Genomic DNA, 18,401 nt, shown 5'->3' with positions numbered 1-18,401 from the left:
AAACACTTTTATTATCATAAAGTGCAACTCTCCAGTACTTCTGTAATTGATTCAATGGCTGAATTTAATAAATCACTAACAGATTCTATATCTTCTGTTAAAACAATGCTATCACTTGTTTCTTTATAATCATTCAACAACGTTAGAATGACCAGATATGATTCGTACGACTGATCAGGAACAATATTTTTTAATTTGTCAAGCGAATCGACAACTTCTTGTAGAACCTGACGATGAAATTTTGAACCCTCTTCTTGCCAACTATAAAAAGTTTTTTCTTGTATAATTGTATCTTGGCTTAATGATTTTAAATATTTTATAACAGCAGTAGTGTGATTATAAAATAATGATAAAGCGCTAAGGTTACCGATAACTCTGTATGAATTAAACATTACGTTTTCTTCGTCAAAGGAATTCTTATTTATTGCGCTTATCTCACTTTTATCTAAGGGCTGTCTAAAGAGTAGAAATTTTTCAACGTTCTGGCAATTAATTAAACTCTGAAGATCGATTTTAAATCCTCCAACGATAGTATCTTTAGTTAATGGTATTGTAACGATAATCGAATCAGCAAAGTCTTCTAAAAACAAACTTCCAATCGAGAGTACTTTTGTATCGAAAAATTCCTTTTTAAATTGAAGATATAATTGCTCAGAAAATTTTTCAGCTAATTCTGCATTTAAAGAAATATATATTCTTGAACCAACACGATTAATTTCTCTACTTGTATAAGTTCCAAAAATTTTACTAAAGAAATTGTTCATCTTCCTACGGCTTTTCTTGATTATTTGCTTACAGTCATATAAAAGAGAACTTTCTTTTCTCACTTCATTATTATATAAAAAGTCCCAAATAACAGATAGCAAAAGTAACTGCTCATACTCCTCTTCGATGTTTATAGTACCATCATTCTGCACTAATAATTCAGAAAATTTTTTTTGCATTTTAACTAAGTCAGATACAGATGCATTTATATTAATCAATGATAGTCTACCATTCTCATCTATTATACCTCTCTCATGACGTGATTTCACAAGAGTAACCATTTGGTTTGAGAAATTTGTAAAGGAAGTTTTATACTTATTTACGTATGAAGTAATATCTTTTTCTGAGTCACCTGCATTATACATTTTAAGAACCTCAGGTAAGTCTACTTTATTTTTGCTTAAGGTTAATCCATACCTATCATTTGCACACTTTGGTGTTTTATAAACTTTAGTTGATATTTGCTCCATCAATCTATGTTTTTCCTTAAATTCACAAGATAAGAATTTTTCAAGACTCCCCTCTTTTTTATAAAAATAACAAATAGCATCAGATACCATTTTGGCGAAACTTAATATACTGTTGCGATCAGTGTTTACCACACTTATAAAATCGTTCCAGTTGCCAGTTCTTTTCTCATAATCGTCAAGTTTAATAATCCACCCATTCATTTGCGTAATCCAAACTAAAGGTAAATTTCTAGAAGATATATTTTTATGTGTATCTGGGACTTTAATCCCTTCTATAATCTCCGTGCCTATAGCTTGAACTTTATAGCTCTCCCTATTAAAGAATAATCTACGTAATATCCCTACAACAGTCATGACTCTTTCATTCATTCCAATGCTATTTGATTCCAAGTTTCCTACAAAAACATTTTCAATAAAGTCAGCTTCAATACAGGTCTTATCATCTTGCAATCGAATAATACTATATCTATTACATATTATTGGAGCTAAATATTCTACTATTGTATCATACAGTTGCATTCTATTTTGTACTTGAACTCCAACTAGAAAATCCAAAAGACTATCAACTGAGTATTTTGATAAATTATTTACTATATTTTTATACGATGCATCTTCTATAAAAACATTCCTTTGTGCTAGCCAAAATAAAACAAAGCCAACTTCAGATAAATTATCTGTTGATAACACATCTAGTGTATTTAATTGAGCTTTAATATTGTTTATAAAAGAATCAGTGTAATGATAGTTAATTTTATTTTCAGGTAAATTATTAATTAACTCTTCTATCTTTTGAGCTCTAACTGGATTAATTGCTCTGAGTGGATTGATAATTTCTGAATAATCAAATTCTAAATAGCCAGTTGTGTCACCTAGGAATATAGTAAAATTATCTGAAGTTAGCTTATTACCTTGTTTAAAGCTCTCCTTATTTTTTCTATAAAATTTATAAGTATCTAACCACAAGAATCCACTCAACAGGCTCGCACAACTAGTCCATGAATACACTTTAATCTCATCTAGTTTATCAATGAACTCATCAATGTTACTATGATTAAAAAAGTATCTAACAAGCATTGATTGACAAAATTCGTCTACTGAGTTAAGCGAGTGAATTAGCATAATTTCTTCATCCATCAGGCTGTTTTTAATTAAAATTTCATATAAAATTTCTGCCCTAACCGCGTGTAAACACTCAACATACCTATTATCACTGCTTATTTTGATTAAATATTCATTTTCAAATTGCTGTAGCATTTTTCTTGTTTGTTTACAAGTCAAATCACTAAGCAATCTCTGTAAGTTAATCTTTAAATTATTCTTACTAACATAACATATTACTTGCAAAACATTTAACCATTCATCAGCGTTCTCCTCATTTGTTGCAATTCTATTAATCTGAGCTTTAAGTTTGTTTGTTAGAGTATCTGATTGATTTAATAGGTACATAAACTCCATAAATGGACCTATCTCACCGAATTTTTCCCATGCTTGTTCAAAATTAAGGAAATACGGCGAGTTGTATTTTGTAAATATTTCTCTTGCTTCAGCTTCTCCAAAATAAAGGTCAATCACTTCTAATCTAATCTTATTAAAATCAATATCCGATCGATTATAGTCCTCTTCTCTAATTGTTATAAGTAGTTTTATATTTATTCCCCGTTTACTAATCTCTTCAGCAATCCATAACCATTCTTTATCATAAGGATAAACGTCCATATAAACAATGCTATTACCTTGCTTACTCACAGATAGTCCATTTAATGCTGCTACAATATCAATAGCTTGTTGCGAATCAACAACTTTTTCAACCACAAAAACATAATTTTCAGGATAGTTATCGATTAAATACCTATATGCCAAAGAGGATTTCCCTTGTCCAGAGGCACCTTTTATGATTACAACATTGTTATTTCTTTGAAAACAATTTTCTATTCTATCTAACCACTTATCTCTAATTATATCTAAATTATTTCTTATGTGCTGAGGATGAGTATTTACACCTAATTGGTATTCAGAAGTGAGTTCCTCAGTGGATTGTTGAGTCTTATACTCCGCTAAATTAATTATAGTTCTTCCATACTGAGAGCACATTCCTTTAATAGCAACAATATCATTCACATAATTATCAATTTTTTTGTTCCATTCTTCCTTTGAAGTATATTTTGAATATCGTGAAAGATCAGAAACATAACAAATCAGTGTATCAAAAGCTACTTGAGGTGCCGCCATCGTTTCTATTTTCTCTTCCAGTACTTTGTATATTTCCTTTTTTAAATCAGCTTCATCAACTTTTTCAATCAATAATTTTGAAAATATCCAGTTTATATCTTCTTCACTGTATTTGTAACTTAGTAATTTAGCCTTGATACTACTTATGTGGTCTTCATCTTTATTAATAAGTCCTTGGAGCTCATCCCCAATCTCCCCAAATGATACAACTTTCAAAGTAAAGCTTTCATTGTTTTTTTTGTTTGCTAATGCTCTTCTAAAAAAAGAATCATCAGCTTTAGGTGAAAAACTTGATAAAGCCAACTTGTTGCTCAAATTTTTAATTTGAACTAGCTCAGCAATTGAATCACCATTCTTAACCATCAAATCTTCAACTTTTTCTGGGTAAAAGTTATATTTATCATTTAACAGCATTAACCTATATGCAATATAGGTTGTCTGAGAAGAGAACCCTTTCCAAGCAGCTTTTGCTCCAATATCTGATTTAACATTGCACATAAAAATATCCTCCGTTTTCCTCTTTGTTCTCAAATTCTCATTATTAGCCTAATAGGTATTTAGACTAAGGAAAAGTGTTAAGATTTTTTATCTTTATTATTTATCATTTTTCAAACAGTAGCGTTCTACAGTTTAGCGCTAGAATTAATCAAACTTTCTCTCTTTTGATATTTTTTCTTTAAGCTTCCCTATTACTTCTTCTTCATAGTATTCTTTACTTATATTTCCTAGATTTATTCTTAAATGCTAATACTCTACAAGAAAATTAATCCTTTGATTAAAATGTATTTTTTACATAAATAATTCTTTAAATTCATCTTCAACGTACAATATACTTTTAAGTATATAACCAACAATATAAATCAAAAACCCTTATATCAAATCGTAATATTTGTATAAGTCTTGAATAAATTGCACTATTTTTCTCTGTATTTCAGAAGTGTTTACAAATTCAAAACCGCCAAATCGAAAAACGTCATATCCATAAAATTTTAATTTTCTATCATCTTCTACCATTTTACTATACAATTCAGGAGAAGACTTATCACCAACAGAATAGTGTTGTTTACCATCAATTTCTATTACAACTCTTCTATTGTTTGAAATCAACAACAAGAAATCCATTCTTTGATGAACGTATATTTGCCCATTTCTCATTTTTGCAGATTTAGGATCATAGTGGCAATATATTTGAGGAATGAGGGCGGGTAATTTATTATTTTTTAATTTATGTAAGTTATTATAATAAGTTTTCATAAACATCTTCTCTGGTTCAGAATCTAAAGATAACTCCATTCTCTTAAACAGTTCTTGTTCCACACATAGTTCATATTCTTCATTTCCTTTGTTCCACCATGTAACTAAATCATGCCAACTTAAGCCTTCATTTGAAATAGGCAATGTATAAACTAAGCATTTATTTTCTTCACCGATAATTTTAACATCATTAGTTAAGGAGTCTTCTATTACAATATCTGGTTTTGTTCCGTATGCAGCAAAAATCAAATTTTTTATTTTACCATCTATTCCTTGTGAAATTTTCTCAACTGTAAAAATTGGTTCTCCTGAAATAGATTTAGTATTAATTAGTTTGTATCCGTCTTTTATTAAAAAATTATTTAATTTATCAACATACGTTTTTTGTTCAAAACCTTCTCTAATTCTTGGATGAACTATTGTTTGAATCAAATCAATAAACTTTTTATCTGAAACATACATAGCACTTAAAACAACTTCAAACATTTCTTTGTAACTCAAATCATCATTCCTAACCATATGTTGAAGTATATCTTCATTAGCATTTTTATGTCCATAAGAAGATGGTATACACTCTAAATTCCATGATAAAGAAAGCATCTCATCAATACGCAACTTTCCTTCAATTAACGATTGATTTGACAGCCAATTAATGATTTTCCGTCTTGTTATCATAGAGATAGAAAAAAAATTATCATTCAAATATGGATCAACCTTTTTAACAAAAACAGGATCACACTCTTCTAATATAATTGTTTTAGCCAGTTCCCGTAGCTTACTAAAAGAAATTTTTATTAACCCACTTTCAATATAAACTCTCCTGCTATTCATAGGATCTAAATTGCTATCACACTCAATATTATACTTTTTACATACGCTTGGTACATTATAATCCTTATATCCTTTAATATAATCTACAATAACATTCATCAAATCGCTTGTATCACTCATTTAATCACCTCTACATAAAACAAATAAGACATATTTGCCTAATGTGTATGAAAGAAAGACTCATGTAACTCAAAATCACTTAGCTAAACTTCAAAGTTCATCCTTCGTATACATCCGCTCAGGCAGTTCATTCCAAAATGCAATAAGAGCATCATAATATTCAACAAGATCTTTTTCTTTTATTTGTAACGTAGCTTCCAACAGCGTGGAATGGTACAGCGACAACAGATCATATTTATCAATTCCTGTATCATGCACAAAATAATCCGGTCTAATTTTCCTAAGTTTTTGTTCTGAATCACCTTCAGAATGCTTAATTACATTTACAAGGGCCCTTAATTCTTTTATCTTTGGCCAGCAAGCAAGTGTTTCAAATGGTTGCTGATGCCATTCAAATACATATTTTGAAAACGCAAAGCCCCGTTTCAAATCAGACTCAGCATATTTAATTCCTTCACTTAGAGCTTCATGATATATGAAAGAAAACAGCTGTTGTTCCCATACTTGACACATGCAACATATCCATATGCTGATATTCCGATACTGCATTAAAGAAAGTATTTCGTACTTCTCAAAACCAGCTTCTTGAACTGTTTCAACAAAATTTGAGGGATCAATTATACTTTCTTCATCGTAACATGGCTGATTCATTAGATTATCCCATAGCTGATTCTGGTACGCAGTTGCCTCTTTTTCTGCGTCTGAGAAAATGGGCTGAATTCTCTCAAAAAACAGTTCTTTTATTTGTTTTAAATCCCTAGTATATTTTTTTCTTAAATCGTGGTATAGGTATAATTGCGATTTCATTTATGGGTACCTCCAATCGTTATTTACCTCAAAAAAACTTTCACTGTTTATTCCATATTATTTATGTCAATAATACCTACCGAGGTGTTAAATATGCAATCAAATAAAACTTGTTCATTAATTGAACAGTCTCTAGGCTATCTTTCTGTTATAAAAAATCGTTCTGAAAACACGCTCTTGGAATATCGTACCGATTTACTTATGTTTTTCAGTTATATTCTAGATTCTCGTAATATTAATGTTATCAACAAAAACTTTTCTCAAGTAGATTTAGAATTTATAAAATCTATTACTCTTAATGAAATGTATTCTTTTATTACATATTGTCAAAAAACATTAAATGCTTCTGCTGGAACCCGTGCAAGAAAAATAGTTTCTATTCGACAATTCTGGAAATATCTCAAAACTAAAGCGCATGTTATTGATAATAATATTGCTGAAGAATTAGAAACACCAAAATTACCAAAGCGAATACCTAAATATCTTACCTTAGAAGAATCTGTTCGCTTATTACTTGAATGTAGAAAGTCTCCTAGAGATCATTAATAACTATTTTTCTTAATTGTGCATTAAGATTATCTGAATTAGTTAGCTTAAACATAGACCAAGTAAACAATGATATTTTATCTGTAGTCGGTAAAGGGAATAAAGAACGTAAAATTTTTCTAACACCTGCTGCTAACAAAGCTATTAATGATTGGCTAAATATTAGAAGTTCCATCAATATTTCTGATAATGCTTTATTTATATCTAGAAATAATAACCGCATTACTACAAGGGCTATCCAAAATATTGTAAAAAAATATGTTATCTCTTCTGGGCTTGACCCAAAAGCTATATCAACCCATAAACTAAGACATACAGCAGCTACCCTTATGTATAAGTATGGTAGAGTAGATATCCGTTCCCTACAACAAATCCTTGGTCATGAAAGTGTTGCTACAACTGAAATATATACGCATATTGATGATCATCAACTACAATCTGCAGTAAACTCTAACCCGTTAGCTTTGATGTTCAATTAGCTTTCTATCTCATTTTCCAAACCATCTATAATTATATGGATAATTGGAAATTTGTAACTTTAGATATTATCTATACCCGATACTCATTTCATGCAGTTTAAATGTTTTTATGTTTCCACTTACAGGATGCCTTGACTAGACAAAAATTATGTGTTAAGACCCACTGGTTCCTTGGTGGAAGGGGAAATATATTTTAAATGACCATAATATAATTGTCCCATTAAGTGTAACCTATCCAAACATTAAATCGAAAATAAGAGAGTAATAATAAATGCGCCAATTTTAAAAATAGTTTTCATAACAATATCCATAAACTTATTCGCCAAAAATTAATTCACTTATGGTATGACAATATGGTTCATGTGCAATTTCACTTATCAACTTATCAAAAATCTCTTTTGATACGAGGAGTTGACTTCCTCTTAATACAGGAGTTCTTTCCTGTTCACCAGTCAAATGTTTATGCGTACACCAATTTTGATACTTAAGAACGCATTTTCCCTCTGAATCTGTTCCAATTAACCCTTTATCAGTACTTGTCATTGTTATTTCCAATAAACTAAGAACTTCAAAAGTAAGTGCTAAATAATCATATCGATAATATGTCATAAATGGGTTATATCCTAAACTCGCATCAGTAAAAACAACGACCTTTTTGCCCTTAAGACCCATTGGATTACACTTATATTTAGGATATATATGATCAAGAACAGAACCTCTATAGGAATCATAATATAAAGGCAGCCTTTTACTTTTACCAAAACCCACAGCAGAACATGTCTGGTAGATCTTGCAGTTATCACCAATACGCTTAGCTCTCCATAAATCTTCCGCATACACATATTCTCGTTCAATATATGCTAACCTAATCCAGTCTCCTTCATCTACACAAGACATGCTATTCTTTACATCCGTCGGGTGTGGGATTTCATTAGGCCTTGCTATTGCTGAATTACTAATTGCATTTAGCAGTAATACATCTTCTCTTATACTGTGATAAAAATATTCTTTATCTTCAAGACTTCTCAATCTTGCAAAAACATTCCCATCTTCTTTTCCGCAACATAAAAAATTTATAACCGCATTCCCAATGGCCTTTAGGTAATCACTATGAATCTGGATATTATCCATCAATAAACTAGATGTGCTATCCATATATGTGTCAGATAAAATCCTCATATTGCTTTCACTATGAAGTTCACTAAAGAATCCCAGAATATATTCGTCAACCGATACGCCCCTATCTTCAAGCAACTTATATCTTGGGTCTATACTTTTGAAGTCTCGCAGAATAAAATCATTAAATCCTTGATCAATAGCCTGAACCTTTGGTTTTACTCTTTTCTCCATCTCGCCACTCACCAAGAGCTTTAATAGGAATCCATCATCTCCATATGCATTGATGCAAATGTAATCATCAAGATTCACTAATTGATATTCCTCTCTTTCCTCATAAGAGTACATATTTTCAACTAATTGAATCAACATAGCAATGCTCAAATTAATATACTTAGAATGATTCTCCAAAACCCGCTTAAATGGTTTTATAAACATAGCCCGCTCAGCATCTTGCATAAGTAATGTTTCGAGAGAGGCAAAAACCGACTTATGTATATCTGCTGTTCCATATCTCAATCTCGTTAATAATACATGATGTAACAACTCATCAATGCAGTATCCTTCAAATTCCTCTTCAATTTTCTCCCATTCAATCTCTTCTCTGCAACTCAATCGTAAATCAATTACGTCACAAACCAAGTCCCACAAGGCTGGTACTTCTTCTCTCCACTCATCAATATCTGATAGCATATTTATAATGTTATCAGATAATCCGTTAACACCTTCAAAAGGCTTATACATACTCCCAAAATACTCAAAATATAAATCAATAGTCAACTTTTTATCTAGATCATAAGCCTTCATGAAAAACTCATAACCTCTATATTTATGGTACCATCCGTCCTTTTGAGTAAGATATATTCGTAGATTTAAATATGCCCTTACACCATCTATAATTTCATCCATTTCCCCTAGACAGATTACTCTCTCTTGAATATTCGAATACTTTCTAGATACAGGACTTTCAAAAGCAAAATTAACAAGTTTATTAATAACAAACATAACCTCTTGCGATACTTCTTCGTTATTTACCAAATATGTCTTTACAACACTGTTTACCTCTTCAGAATATCCATATGATTTCATAAAGCCTAAAACTTCATATATGTTCTTCTCATCTACACCTTTATCACCAAACGATTCTGTGATTTGGGTGTGATTATCTTTATCAGTAGAAGATGTTACTGGATACCCTTTAGACTCAATCAAATTACAATCAATACCATATTTTTCGCATAAACTTGTTACAGTTTCTATAAACCGTTCTTCAACTTCATATGCATCATCGTTAAACTTAAATTTGCTTATCAGATCAACAACGGAAGTTCTTGCCAAAAGCACCTCTTCTTCCTTGTCTATCACTGCAATATTATTAAGGTAAGCCTGTATAAAATCACTGCTACTTTTATCGGGCATAGTCTTAAGCAGTGCGTTCCCAATTCTTGAGTACCTTGGCGTTAGCCAATCAGTAAGTATTGTCTCTAGTGTATTCTCACATAGCCAAGATCGTTTATAAATTTCCGAATCTACAATGAATTTCTTCAATGCCAGTTCTGGCTCATATTTACACAACAATTGTGACCACTCATTCTGATAATCACTTGTTTCTTTTCCATCAGTTTGTCTTACTACCGCAACGGACATTGCACCTAATCGCTTTATGCATTTTCTGCCTTTTTCTGAATCTATGCCGTAAATATCTTCAACTGTATCCATTAACCTGCTAAGTGTTCTATCTCCATGTTGGCCATATGACATTATCATTCTTATAGCATTGCGAAATTCATGGATTCCCTGTTGTTCATTTCTATTCTTATACAAGAAAATGGACTTCTGCATATAATAATCGGCTAAATCCATATGTATTCTTCTTGTCTTCTGCTCTTCAGTCACCTCACCAAAATGCTTTAACACAAAGTCATAGTTTTCATTATTAGATATCTCTGTAACCAGTTCAAATAACCTATCAGTCGTTAATGGACCCATCATTGCATTTTGAAAAGTTACCATTGTATCACTTGAAGATTCAACAATTATACTAAGAATTTTCTCCCATTCAGTCTTGCATAAAATGACACTTCTCAATGGTTTCTGGATAGTATCATAAATTTCTTGTCTTAGACCATATAAGTCCATGGTGCGTATCCCATGATTTGCTACCGCTGTTACCCGGTTTAAATTCGAATAAAGTTCTACTAATTTATCTCCCTTGATTTCGCTTTCTTCCTCAAGCACACTGGCTTGAAATACAAAGATAATCCAATTGTGAAACCAACTTAAATCAGCGATTTCTTCAACCAGTGCATCTACATCACTAGAATATGCTTCATAAATCTTCATAGCATTTGCAACTAAGTATTTAACTTTACTTTCTGTATCACCATAAATACTATCAGCGGTTTTGACTGTATTGAGAATATCTTTTACATATTCTTCATTTAACCTCCCTTTGTCAGTCCCCTCTATCAACCCACGCCATTGTTCCATTAATTCCATATCTGTAAGAAGTGAGATGAGTTCATCTAATCTGCCTCTATGGGCATACTCATCCAGTACAATTTTCATGTATTCTATATATTCACTATCAGTTGCATAACGAACTACACCATTTTGGTTCCTATCCATATCAATCGCTGCAGCTGTCAAATATTTCAGTTGTTCTTTTCGTTCATCCGCATTGAGGTTTTTGTGAGATTTATTCTTCTCTAGCAATCCATTTATATATTTTTCCCACAGTGGAGTAACAAAGTTACGTGAGCAGGAGTAACAAACTCTCAATCCTTCCTTCAAAGGCATGCTCGCTTTTCCTTCATAGATAAGCATTTTACTTAACCATTGAAATCCATGTATTTGTCCAATGCACCTTGAGAACTTTTCCTCGTATATCTCATAGTCGAATTCTGCATTCAGCACTATATTGGATAACTCTGAAAGCACCACCAATTTTGAAAATGACTTTTCCTTAGCAGCGGCTTTCACAAAATAATCCGAATTTTTCTTTATTACATCAAATCCATAACCTCTAAAGAAACTTTCACTAACAAACTCCATGTCAGCATATTCCAATAGCCTCTCATACTGGCCTGATTCGTATAACAGCCTGAATAGATTGTTGAACGCCTTAATATTGCTATATACACCTGTACTCTCAAGCCACACGATAAGGTCTTTATATATATTGTCATAAATTGAGAGCCCATTCCCATCGAGCAATTCTAGTATATATCGTCGGAAACTTTCATGGTAAATTATGAATCCACCGTTTACAGCACTTTCCTTAAGTATGCTGCGTAGTATCTTTATCCTCTTTTCAACATAATTGCCTAAACCAGTTATAGCCCTTAGTTCCCCAATACTCAAATAGAAAGATGCTCCCGATAATACATATACTACTTTATGATCTTCATCAATCTGTTCTAACAAATAGCCGTAGTAACCCTTTAAATCATCATTATAGTCTGGAATTGAAGCAAGAGTATCCACCCATGAATCTAGAACACCGGACTTTGAAAGTTCATTGACCAAATAAGTAACGTACAGAGGATTACCATTACTCTTATTAAACAAATAACTACTTAATGACACTTCACCTGCTTCTTCATACCTATCAACACCTCTAATTTCAAGGTATCTACCAATTGTATTTGTATCCCAGTTTTCAATTTCAATGAGTTTATAGTTTTGCTCACATAATTCTAATACTTCTGAAATAGGTTGTGATACAACGACAATTTTCACTTTTGTAGGCACATTAATTCTCTTGATTATCTCTATGATATCAGTCTTATTTGACGCAACGGTAGATTCATGAGATGACTTGATCCTCTCGATGTGATCAAGACCGTCTATTATTAAGACAATCTCTTTATCAATATGATCAATTAGTGATTGAAGTTCGTTTTCGTCAACACCAAACCTCGATGTCTTTATTTTCTTTAAATCTGGACAGACTAGCATAATATCATTAATCAGATTTGCCAGGAATATATTAGAAGTGATTCTGCCTGTGTAAAATATATCATCCAAACTTGTATAGCAATAATGCCTAGCAAATAGAATATTTTGTGATTTAAGGTACTCGATAAAATTAGTAACAAACCATGATTTCCCCGATCCTGGCTCACCAATTAATATAGTCTTGTTGTTCTTGCAGATGTTTGAGTAGAACTCTCCAAATGCATTTTCGTCATAGATATTACTACTTGAATCAACAGGAAATAGTTGCTCTATGTTTCCATAACCAATAACTAAACCCAAAGCACTAACTACCTGATCCGTTTTTAGTGTTCTCTGGTTAGCCCTTGCATTCTTAACTATATTCATCAACTTCAGAAGAACACCCTCTGGAGATATTTCATGGTTCGGATAAGTTCCTATTCCAAAATCCTTTAGACATTCGACAGTAATCCTTTCCATTTCACCTTTATTTACTATATCTAAGCTTGCTTTTGGTAGGCATAGCTCTACTTTCAAGTCTTGGAGAAATTCTTTAAAATTATCCCTAGATATATTGGCCACATTATTTCTTAACCGTCTCCAAGAACTTATTGGTCTTTCTTCGCCCACAAACCAAATTTTCTCTATATTAATCCTGTATTGTTTCACGTTTGAAGATGTAAAATCGTTGCTTTTTCCTACCTCTTCTAAAAAATCAATATCATCATTATAATCCCATGCAAGGAGTATTTTTATTGTTACATCTTTTTCACAATCTAATTTTTTCCATGAATTGTATAATACATCTAGCGCAAGGTCATAATCTATAGATGAGAAATCACCTTTTGCTATCATTTTATCATCACTATACTTGATCTGTCGTTTGACTACCTCATTATTATTAATAACGGTAAGGTCATCGAATTTATCATCATCGTATTCCTTGATGTCAACCTTGAACTGTGAAGAATTGCCTTTGAGAAGGTCATTAATAATAAAATATGAAGTTAGTAAGTCTTGATATTCATACCCCTTATGTGCATCTGATAGTCCCATATGATCTCCCCCCCTTTATATTTTCATCTACATTTTTTCTATGTACATATTATCTGCATCAGGATGTTTCAATTTCAGCCGATCTTCATATTTATATCTAACTGAAGAATGATAAACTATGTATTTGCTTTCAGCATTTGCATTATCTATTGGAACTTATTTTATACTTTAGCTGAATTGCATTCTCAAATTCTTTTTTCATTAATTCGTTACTCATTATTTATCCCTCTATACTTCTTAAAGGTATTCATAATTATTAAAGTCTTGGGTCTCTACGAACTTCCCATTATAGACATACCCCACCTATAAACCATAATGTAATATGTATACCATCTGCGTCAAAAGCCCCAGCTTTTCACGCAATCCCCAAGCAGTATTCCTTTTAGGTCCTATCTCCGCTCATGCAAATATAAGCTTCCGCTGCTCTCCAGGTTAAACTTACATCAGCTAGGCATTCCGTTGGGGTATTCTTAGGTATTCCTCTAGGGTCTAAAGGTTGGACAAGCTTTCTTTATCACAATGCCTTGTCATAAACATGGTTCTTGGTTTCAGGTGGAGTTTTTACTCCATCTGAAATATATTAACAGAATTCTTAGGAGTTTTACTCCTTAGAAGTCGTTATCCTTTAGGGTAAACCGTTATCCAGGGTCGCATACCATCCTTTACTCCCACTTTAAAGAAAAGCAGAGAGTCCAAATCTTCGATTTGGTGCGAATCGCTTTCACAGAGTGCGATGGGAGTATTAGAATGGTTAGACATCGGATAGAAAGCTAGTCCAACCTATCTATGTAAATATTATTACTTTATTTATTTGTATTAATAATGATTAGACCAATTCCACATAAACATACATTAACTTTTGCTATCCCACTGAAATCCTGCTTCTTTTAAACTATTTAATATCTCTATTACTTGCTCATAAGTTAAACCATATGGATGTTAATACATTTTTAACGTAATATTCCAGTAATATTATATCATATTAACCAATTTATTGTCTAAAATTATAATATAATCCATATTTTTTAGCCCTTATGTAATATTAACTTCTAATTCTTATCCACACTCTTCATCTTCTGTACTATCTAGCCCTAGTAGCTTCTTCTCCAGTTCATCATAATCATAATTTCTCTGTCCAGAATAATTCCACTGATCCACAAAACTGTTTTTAGAATTAAACTTTTTTCGATTCTCCCACTCTCTCTTGCATGATTTAATCTCCTCTATGGTAGTTATGCCATTAGAAAGCCAAGCATGTAAGATTCTCTCTATGTACCTCATGTTTCTAACGTTATTACTTACTGCCTCCTCTATCGCCATAATAATTACATCGCAACTAAACTTGCTACTCCAATCTATAATTTTCTCATACTCCATAGGAACCATGGGGTGTATGTTATTTTCAAAAACACTTATTATATCTTTAAACTCGGCTTTACTAGCCGCAGTTGAGGTTGCAGTTATAGTTGTATCTTTAGTTTCTTCACAATCACTATGTTTTGCTTCACTGTATTTTGCTTCTTCATGTTCTTTATTTTCAATTTCATAATCGCATCTCTGTTTTTCTTTATTACTCTTATTACTATTACTTTTTACTTTTTGTTTATTGTTTTTTATTTTGTGTTTTTTATTCTTTATTTTTTGTTTATTACTTATTATTTCTTCTTTATTACTTATTACTTTATTACTTGGTAGCCCCTTACAAGCCCCTACTAAGCCCCTTTCAAAAGAGCCTTTTAAATCTTCAACCTGTTGATTTTCCTCACTTTCATAGTCTTCATCACAAATATCCTCAAACTCACCATCATCAACCTGACATTCTTCATAATACTCAGCATCAACTTTATTGGCTTCATCTTCAGTTCCTTCAAAGATACTTACAACATCTAAATTTTGCTTCTTACATTGCAGATAAAATGCATTAATAAACCTCTTATTTTTTATATTTTTAAGCTCCTTATTAACACATTTTATTGCATTAGTATTATTAGGCTGGTTATATTTAACCCAATTTAATATCATTATTTCTTTAGTTTCGTTACAATACTGAATCTTTCCATGCTCAGTAAACCTTTTCAATAATTTATCTACAGTATCTCTGTTGTATCCAGTTTCAGTTTCTATTATTCTCTTTGGAAGTTCAAAAACGCCACATTGACTTGTCTTTTGATTTGTCATTAAATAAAGGTAAAAATACTTTTCTTCTGGCGTAAGATCTAAAATAAAACCATCATTCCAAAATTCAGTATAAATTTGTCTATACTTAGCCATTAACTCTACCTCCAATTAAATATAAATAATAAATAACTAATTAAGGAACTTGCATAACTAAAAAATTTAAATACTAACTCCATACTTAACTGCTATTTCATTAACTGCTTGACTGTATACTTCCCTAAGCTCACAGTCTCTTTCAATTAAATCTAAAAAATTAAGCTGTTTTGCATGTGGTGGAGCCATTCCTTTTATTAATGCTTTATCCTTGAATCTTTTTAGTTCAGTTCTTAAATTACGGTTAGTTCTAGCTTGTACAATTTTATAAATTTCATATCTAGGTGCTCTATAGTCATTAACCGCTTTGCATATCATCCCTATTATATAATTAGTGTTTTTTCTCCAAGCTCTGTTGTAACTAATTTTAATCACCCCTTTAAAATACTTACTAAAACTCCTACTTAGTTTTATTTACTTAGCTTCGTAATTACTTATATGATTACTACTCCACTGTACTAGTTTTACTTTGGGAACTCTTATAATAGTCCCCACCCTCAGGACTTCAAAAGCATTTTGACATATTAACCTATAAGCTTGCTCTTCTCTTATACCTAATGCACCTGCCATTTCTTCTACTGTTAACAATACACCAAACTTATCAACTTGTTTCTTTATCATAGTTCTCATCCCCCAATAATTTATTTAGTCTTTAATGTTTTCTATGTAAATTAACATACAGCTTTCTGGCATAAACAAAAGATTATCAAAAACTTAACTCTTTTATATTATCTAAATCTGATAGATCCTTTCCATCATAATCACTTAAAAATTTCAACAATGTTGTCTTTGTAACTTTGAGTCTTCCTAATTTAAGAGCTATCAAAAGTCCACTTCTTATCAAGTCGTATACAGTATTTTTATTTACTTTTAAAATAGTTGCTACTTCTTCAACTGTATACAAATATTCCTGCATCATATTTCTCCTCCAATATAAATATTTTCTAAACTTGAAATATGTCTTCAACCTCAACATCGTATGCACTTGCTATAGCGGCTTGGCTTTTTTTACTAGGATGAGTCTTACCTTTTTCCCAACTCCAATATAATTTTTGATGTGTATTACATCTTTTAGCTGCTTCTACTTGCGTCCATCCTTTAACAGCCCTTAAAATCTCTAACTTTTTATTCCATGGTAAACCTTTAATTATATTATCCATTAGTAAGCTACCCTCCCTTTAAATTATAGCTACGTTAAATTTCAAACGTTATTTGCGTTGACTTCAATATAACATTTCACCTATTTTTTTACAATCTATTTAGCAAGCATATTTTGTAATTTTTGCAAATTATCCTTAAATTCACTCAATTTACTCTTGTTTTCATTTGTGTTTACGTTATTCTATTGACACTCAAACGTTAATGACGTTATAATGAACATATTATATGTTCCAAAAACATATTCCAAAAGGTGGTGATTATTATGGCTCTTACCAAAAAGGAACTTGGAGAATTAGTAAAACAGGCAAGAACAATAAAATCAGATACAATTGGTAGAAGGTATACTCAACAAATGCTAGCAAATGACATAGGTAAATCTCAAAGCTACATTGGAGATATTGAATCTGGAAGAACTTATCCTAGTTTTGTAATTTTAAATTCAATAGCCTCTGTTTGTGGTGTACCAATGGCTTTTTTTCAGGATAAAGATAAAATTAATGAAGAGATAGAAAGATTCATAAAACTGCAAATTACAGGTTTAAGTAAAGAAGAAATTCGCGATATAAGAGAGGCAATAAAAGAAGATCCTGATGTTAAAATAAATTACATACATGATTATATTAAATCTCAATATAGTTCTTTAAATAATTTATTTGAAACTCCAGAAATTATTATAAAATTTATATTAAAACATCCTGTAATAACAAGTTTCTGTGGAATTAATATAAATGAATTGAACAATAATGAATTAGATAATTTCACAGATGATGTACTATCCCAGTTAAAACTTATTAGCTATAAATATAAAAAGTAAGTTTGTTACATAAAAATTAATTTACAAATTATCTTCTAAAAGTTAATAATCAGTTAGTTTAATACTTTGTACTTAAGTACTAAATAAAGTTTTAGCGAATATATATTTACATTCTTTTAAAACAAACTATGAATGAATTTAATTACTAAATGAAATTTAGTAGGAAGGTATTATTATCTGGGAAGAATTGGGCATTAGTGGTGGAACTGCTATTATAATTTTAATTGCATTATATTTTGTTATTAAATGGTCTGTTAAAAATGGAATTAAGGAAGCCTATAGAGATATTACAGAAAAGAAATCACCAGAAGATGAACCATGGGATTATCTTGAAAAAAACATGAAGATAAATATTGAAATTCCTAATAAGAATCAAAAATATTATATAAAATAAATTAAACACAATGTGAATAATCGAGTCTGTCAAGAATTTTGTGTAAACTTCCATAAAAATTTTAGAATTAAATTATTTAAGAATAACTAGGTAAAAGTATTATTATGCTAACACCTAGTTATTTTAATTTCTTTAATATTTTTACAATA

General features: G+C 31.0%; 11 protein-coding genes and 1 pseudogene. 3 read left to right on the top strand and 9 right to left on the bottom strand.

The genetic code is table 11. The features are described 5' to 3' along the window. Window positions 1-14 precede the first annotated feature (14 nt). The 3 genes from OW729_RS07365 to OW729_RS07355 form a co-directional block, all read right to left on the bottom strand. Window positions 15-3,962 (bottom strand): hypothetical protein, encoded by a 3,948-nt coding sequence (locus OW729_RS07365; protein ID WP_268060838.1) that lies wholly within the window; start codon window positions 3,960-3,962, stop codon window positions 15-17. Window positions 3,963-4,334: 372 nt separating this feature from the next. Then, the gene (locus OW729_RS07360; RefSeq protein ID WP_268060837.1) at window positions 4,335-5,669 is read right to left on the bottom strand and encodes an AbiJ-related protein; all 1,335 of its coding nucleotides are present in this window, start codon (window positions 5,667-5,669) and stop codon (window positions 4,335-4,337) included. A 90-nt stretch (window positions 5,670-5,759) separates the two neighbouring features. Then, the gene (locus OW729_RS07355; protein ID WP_268060836.1) at window positions 5,760-6,476 is read right to left on the bottom strand and encodes a hypothetical protein; all 717 of its coding nucleotides are present in this window, start codon (window positions 6,474-6,476) and stop codon (window positions 5,760-5,762) included. A gap of 93 nt (window positions 6,477-6,569) precedes the next feature. Here OW729_RS07355 and OW729_RS19405 point away from each other — a divergent pair. Beyond that, window positions 6,570-7,501: pseudogene (locus OW729_RS19405) on the top strand (tyrosine recombinase XerC). 315 nt (window positions 7,502-7,816) lie between these two features. Here OW729_RS19405 and OW729_RS07340 read toward each other — a convergent pair. From OW729_RS07340 to OW729_RS07315, 6 genes are all read right to left on the bottom strand, one after another. Beyond that, a complete protein-coding gene (locus OW729_RS07340) occupies window positions 7,817-13,612 on the bottom strand; it encodes a P-loop domain-containing protein (RefSeq protein WP_268060834.1) in 5,796 nt (1,931 codons plus the stop codon). A gap of 1,056 nt (window positions 13,613-14,668) precedes the next feature. Further along, window positions 14,669-15,883 (bottom strand): DnaD domain-containing protein, encoded by a 1,215-nt coding sequence (locus OW729_RS07335; RefSeq protein ID WP_268060832.1) that lies wholly within the window; start codon window positions 15,881-15,883, stop codon window positions 14,669-14,671. Between the two features lie 66 nt (window positions 15,884-15,949). After that, entirely contained in the window at window positions 15,950-16,258 is a 309-nt protein-coding gene (locus OW729_RS07330; RefSeq protein WP_268060831.1) for a hypothetical protein, read from the bottom strand. Window positions 16,259-16,297: 39 nt separating this feature from the next. After that, window positions 16,298-16,504, bottom strand: coding sequence for a helix-turn-helix domain-containing protein (locus OW729_RS07325; RefSeq protein ID WP_268060830.1), 207 nt, complete (start codon window positions 16,502-16,504; stop codon window positions 16,298-16,300). Window positions 16,505-16,589: 85 nt separating this feature from the next. Then, window positions 16,590-16,799 carry a helix-turn-helix domain-containing protein gene (locus OW729_RS07320; protein WP_268060978.1) on the bottom strand — a complete coding sequence of 70 codons (210 nt, stop codon included), beginning with the start codon at window positions 16,797-16,799 and terminating at the stop codon, window positions 16,590-16,592. Between the two features lie 28 nt (window positions 16,800-16,827). Beyond that, window positions 16,828-17,043: a helix-turn-helix transcriptional regulator gene (locus tag OW729_RS07315; RefSeq protein ID WP_268060829.1), complete on the bottom strand. Its 216-nt coding sequence runs from the start codon at window positions 17,041-17,043 to the stop codon at window positions 16,828-16,830. A gap of 263 nt (window positions 17,044-17,306) precedes the next feature. On the opposite strand from OW729_RS07315, the gene OW729_RS07310 reads away from it, so the two are divergent. Next, a complete protein-coding gene (locus tag OW729_RS07310; RefSeq protein WP_268060828.1) occupies window positions 17,307-17,858 on the top strand; it encodes a helix-turn-helix domain-containing protein in 552 nt (183 codons plus the stop codon). A gap of 187 nt (window positions 17,859-18,045) precedes the next feature. Continuing rightward, window positions 18,046-18,252, top strand: a complete 207-nt coding sequence (locus OW729_RS07305) for a DUF6019 family protein (protein ID WP_268060827.1) — start codon at window positions 18,046-18,048, stop codon at window positions 18,250-18,252. Window positions 18,253-18,401 lie beyond the last annotated feature (149 nt).

The organism is Clostridium brassicae (assembly GCF_026738875.1).
Lineage (GTDB): Bacteria > Bacillota > Clostridia > Clostridiales > Clostridiaceae > Clostridium_H > Clostridium_H brassicae.
Note: the sequence above shows the minus strand (reverse complement) of the source record. Positions and strands in the feature narration are given on the sequence as shown.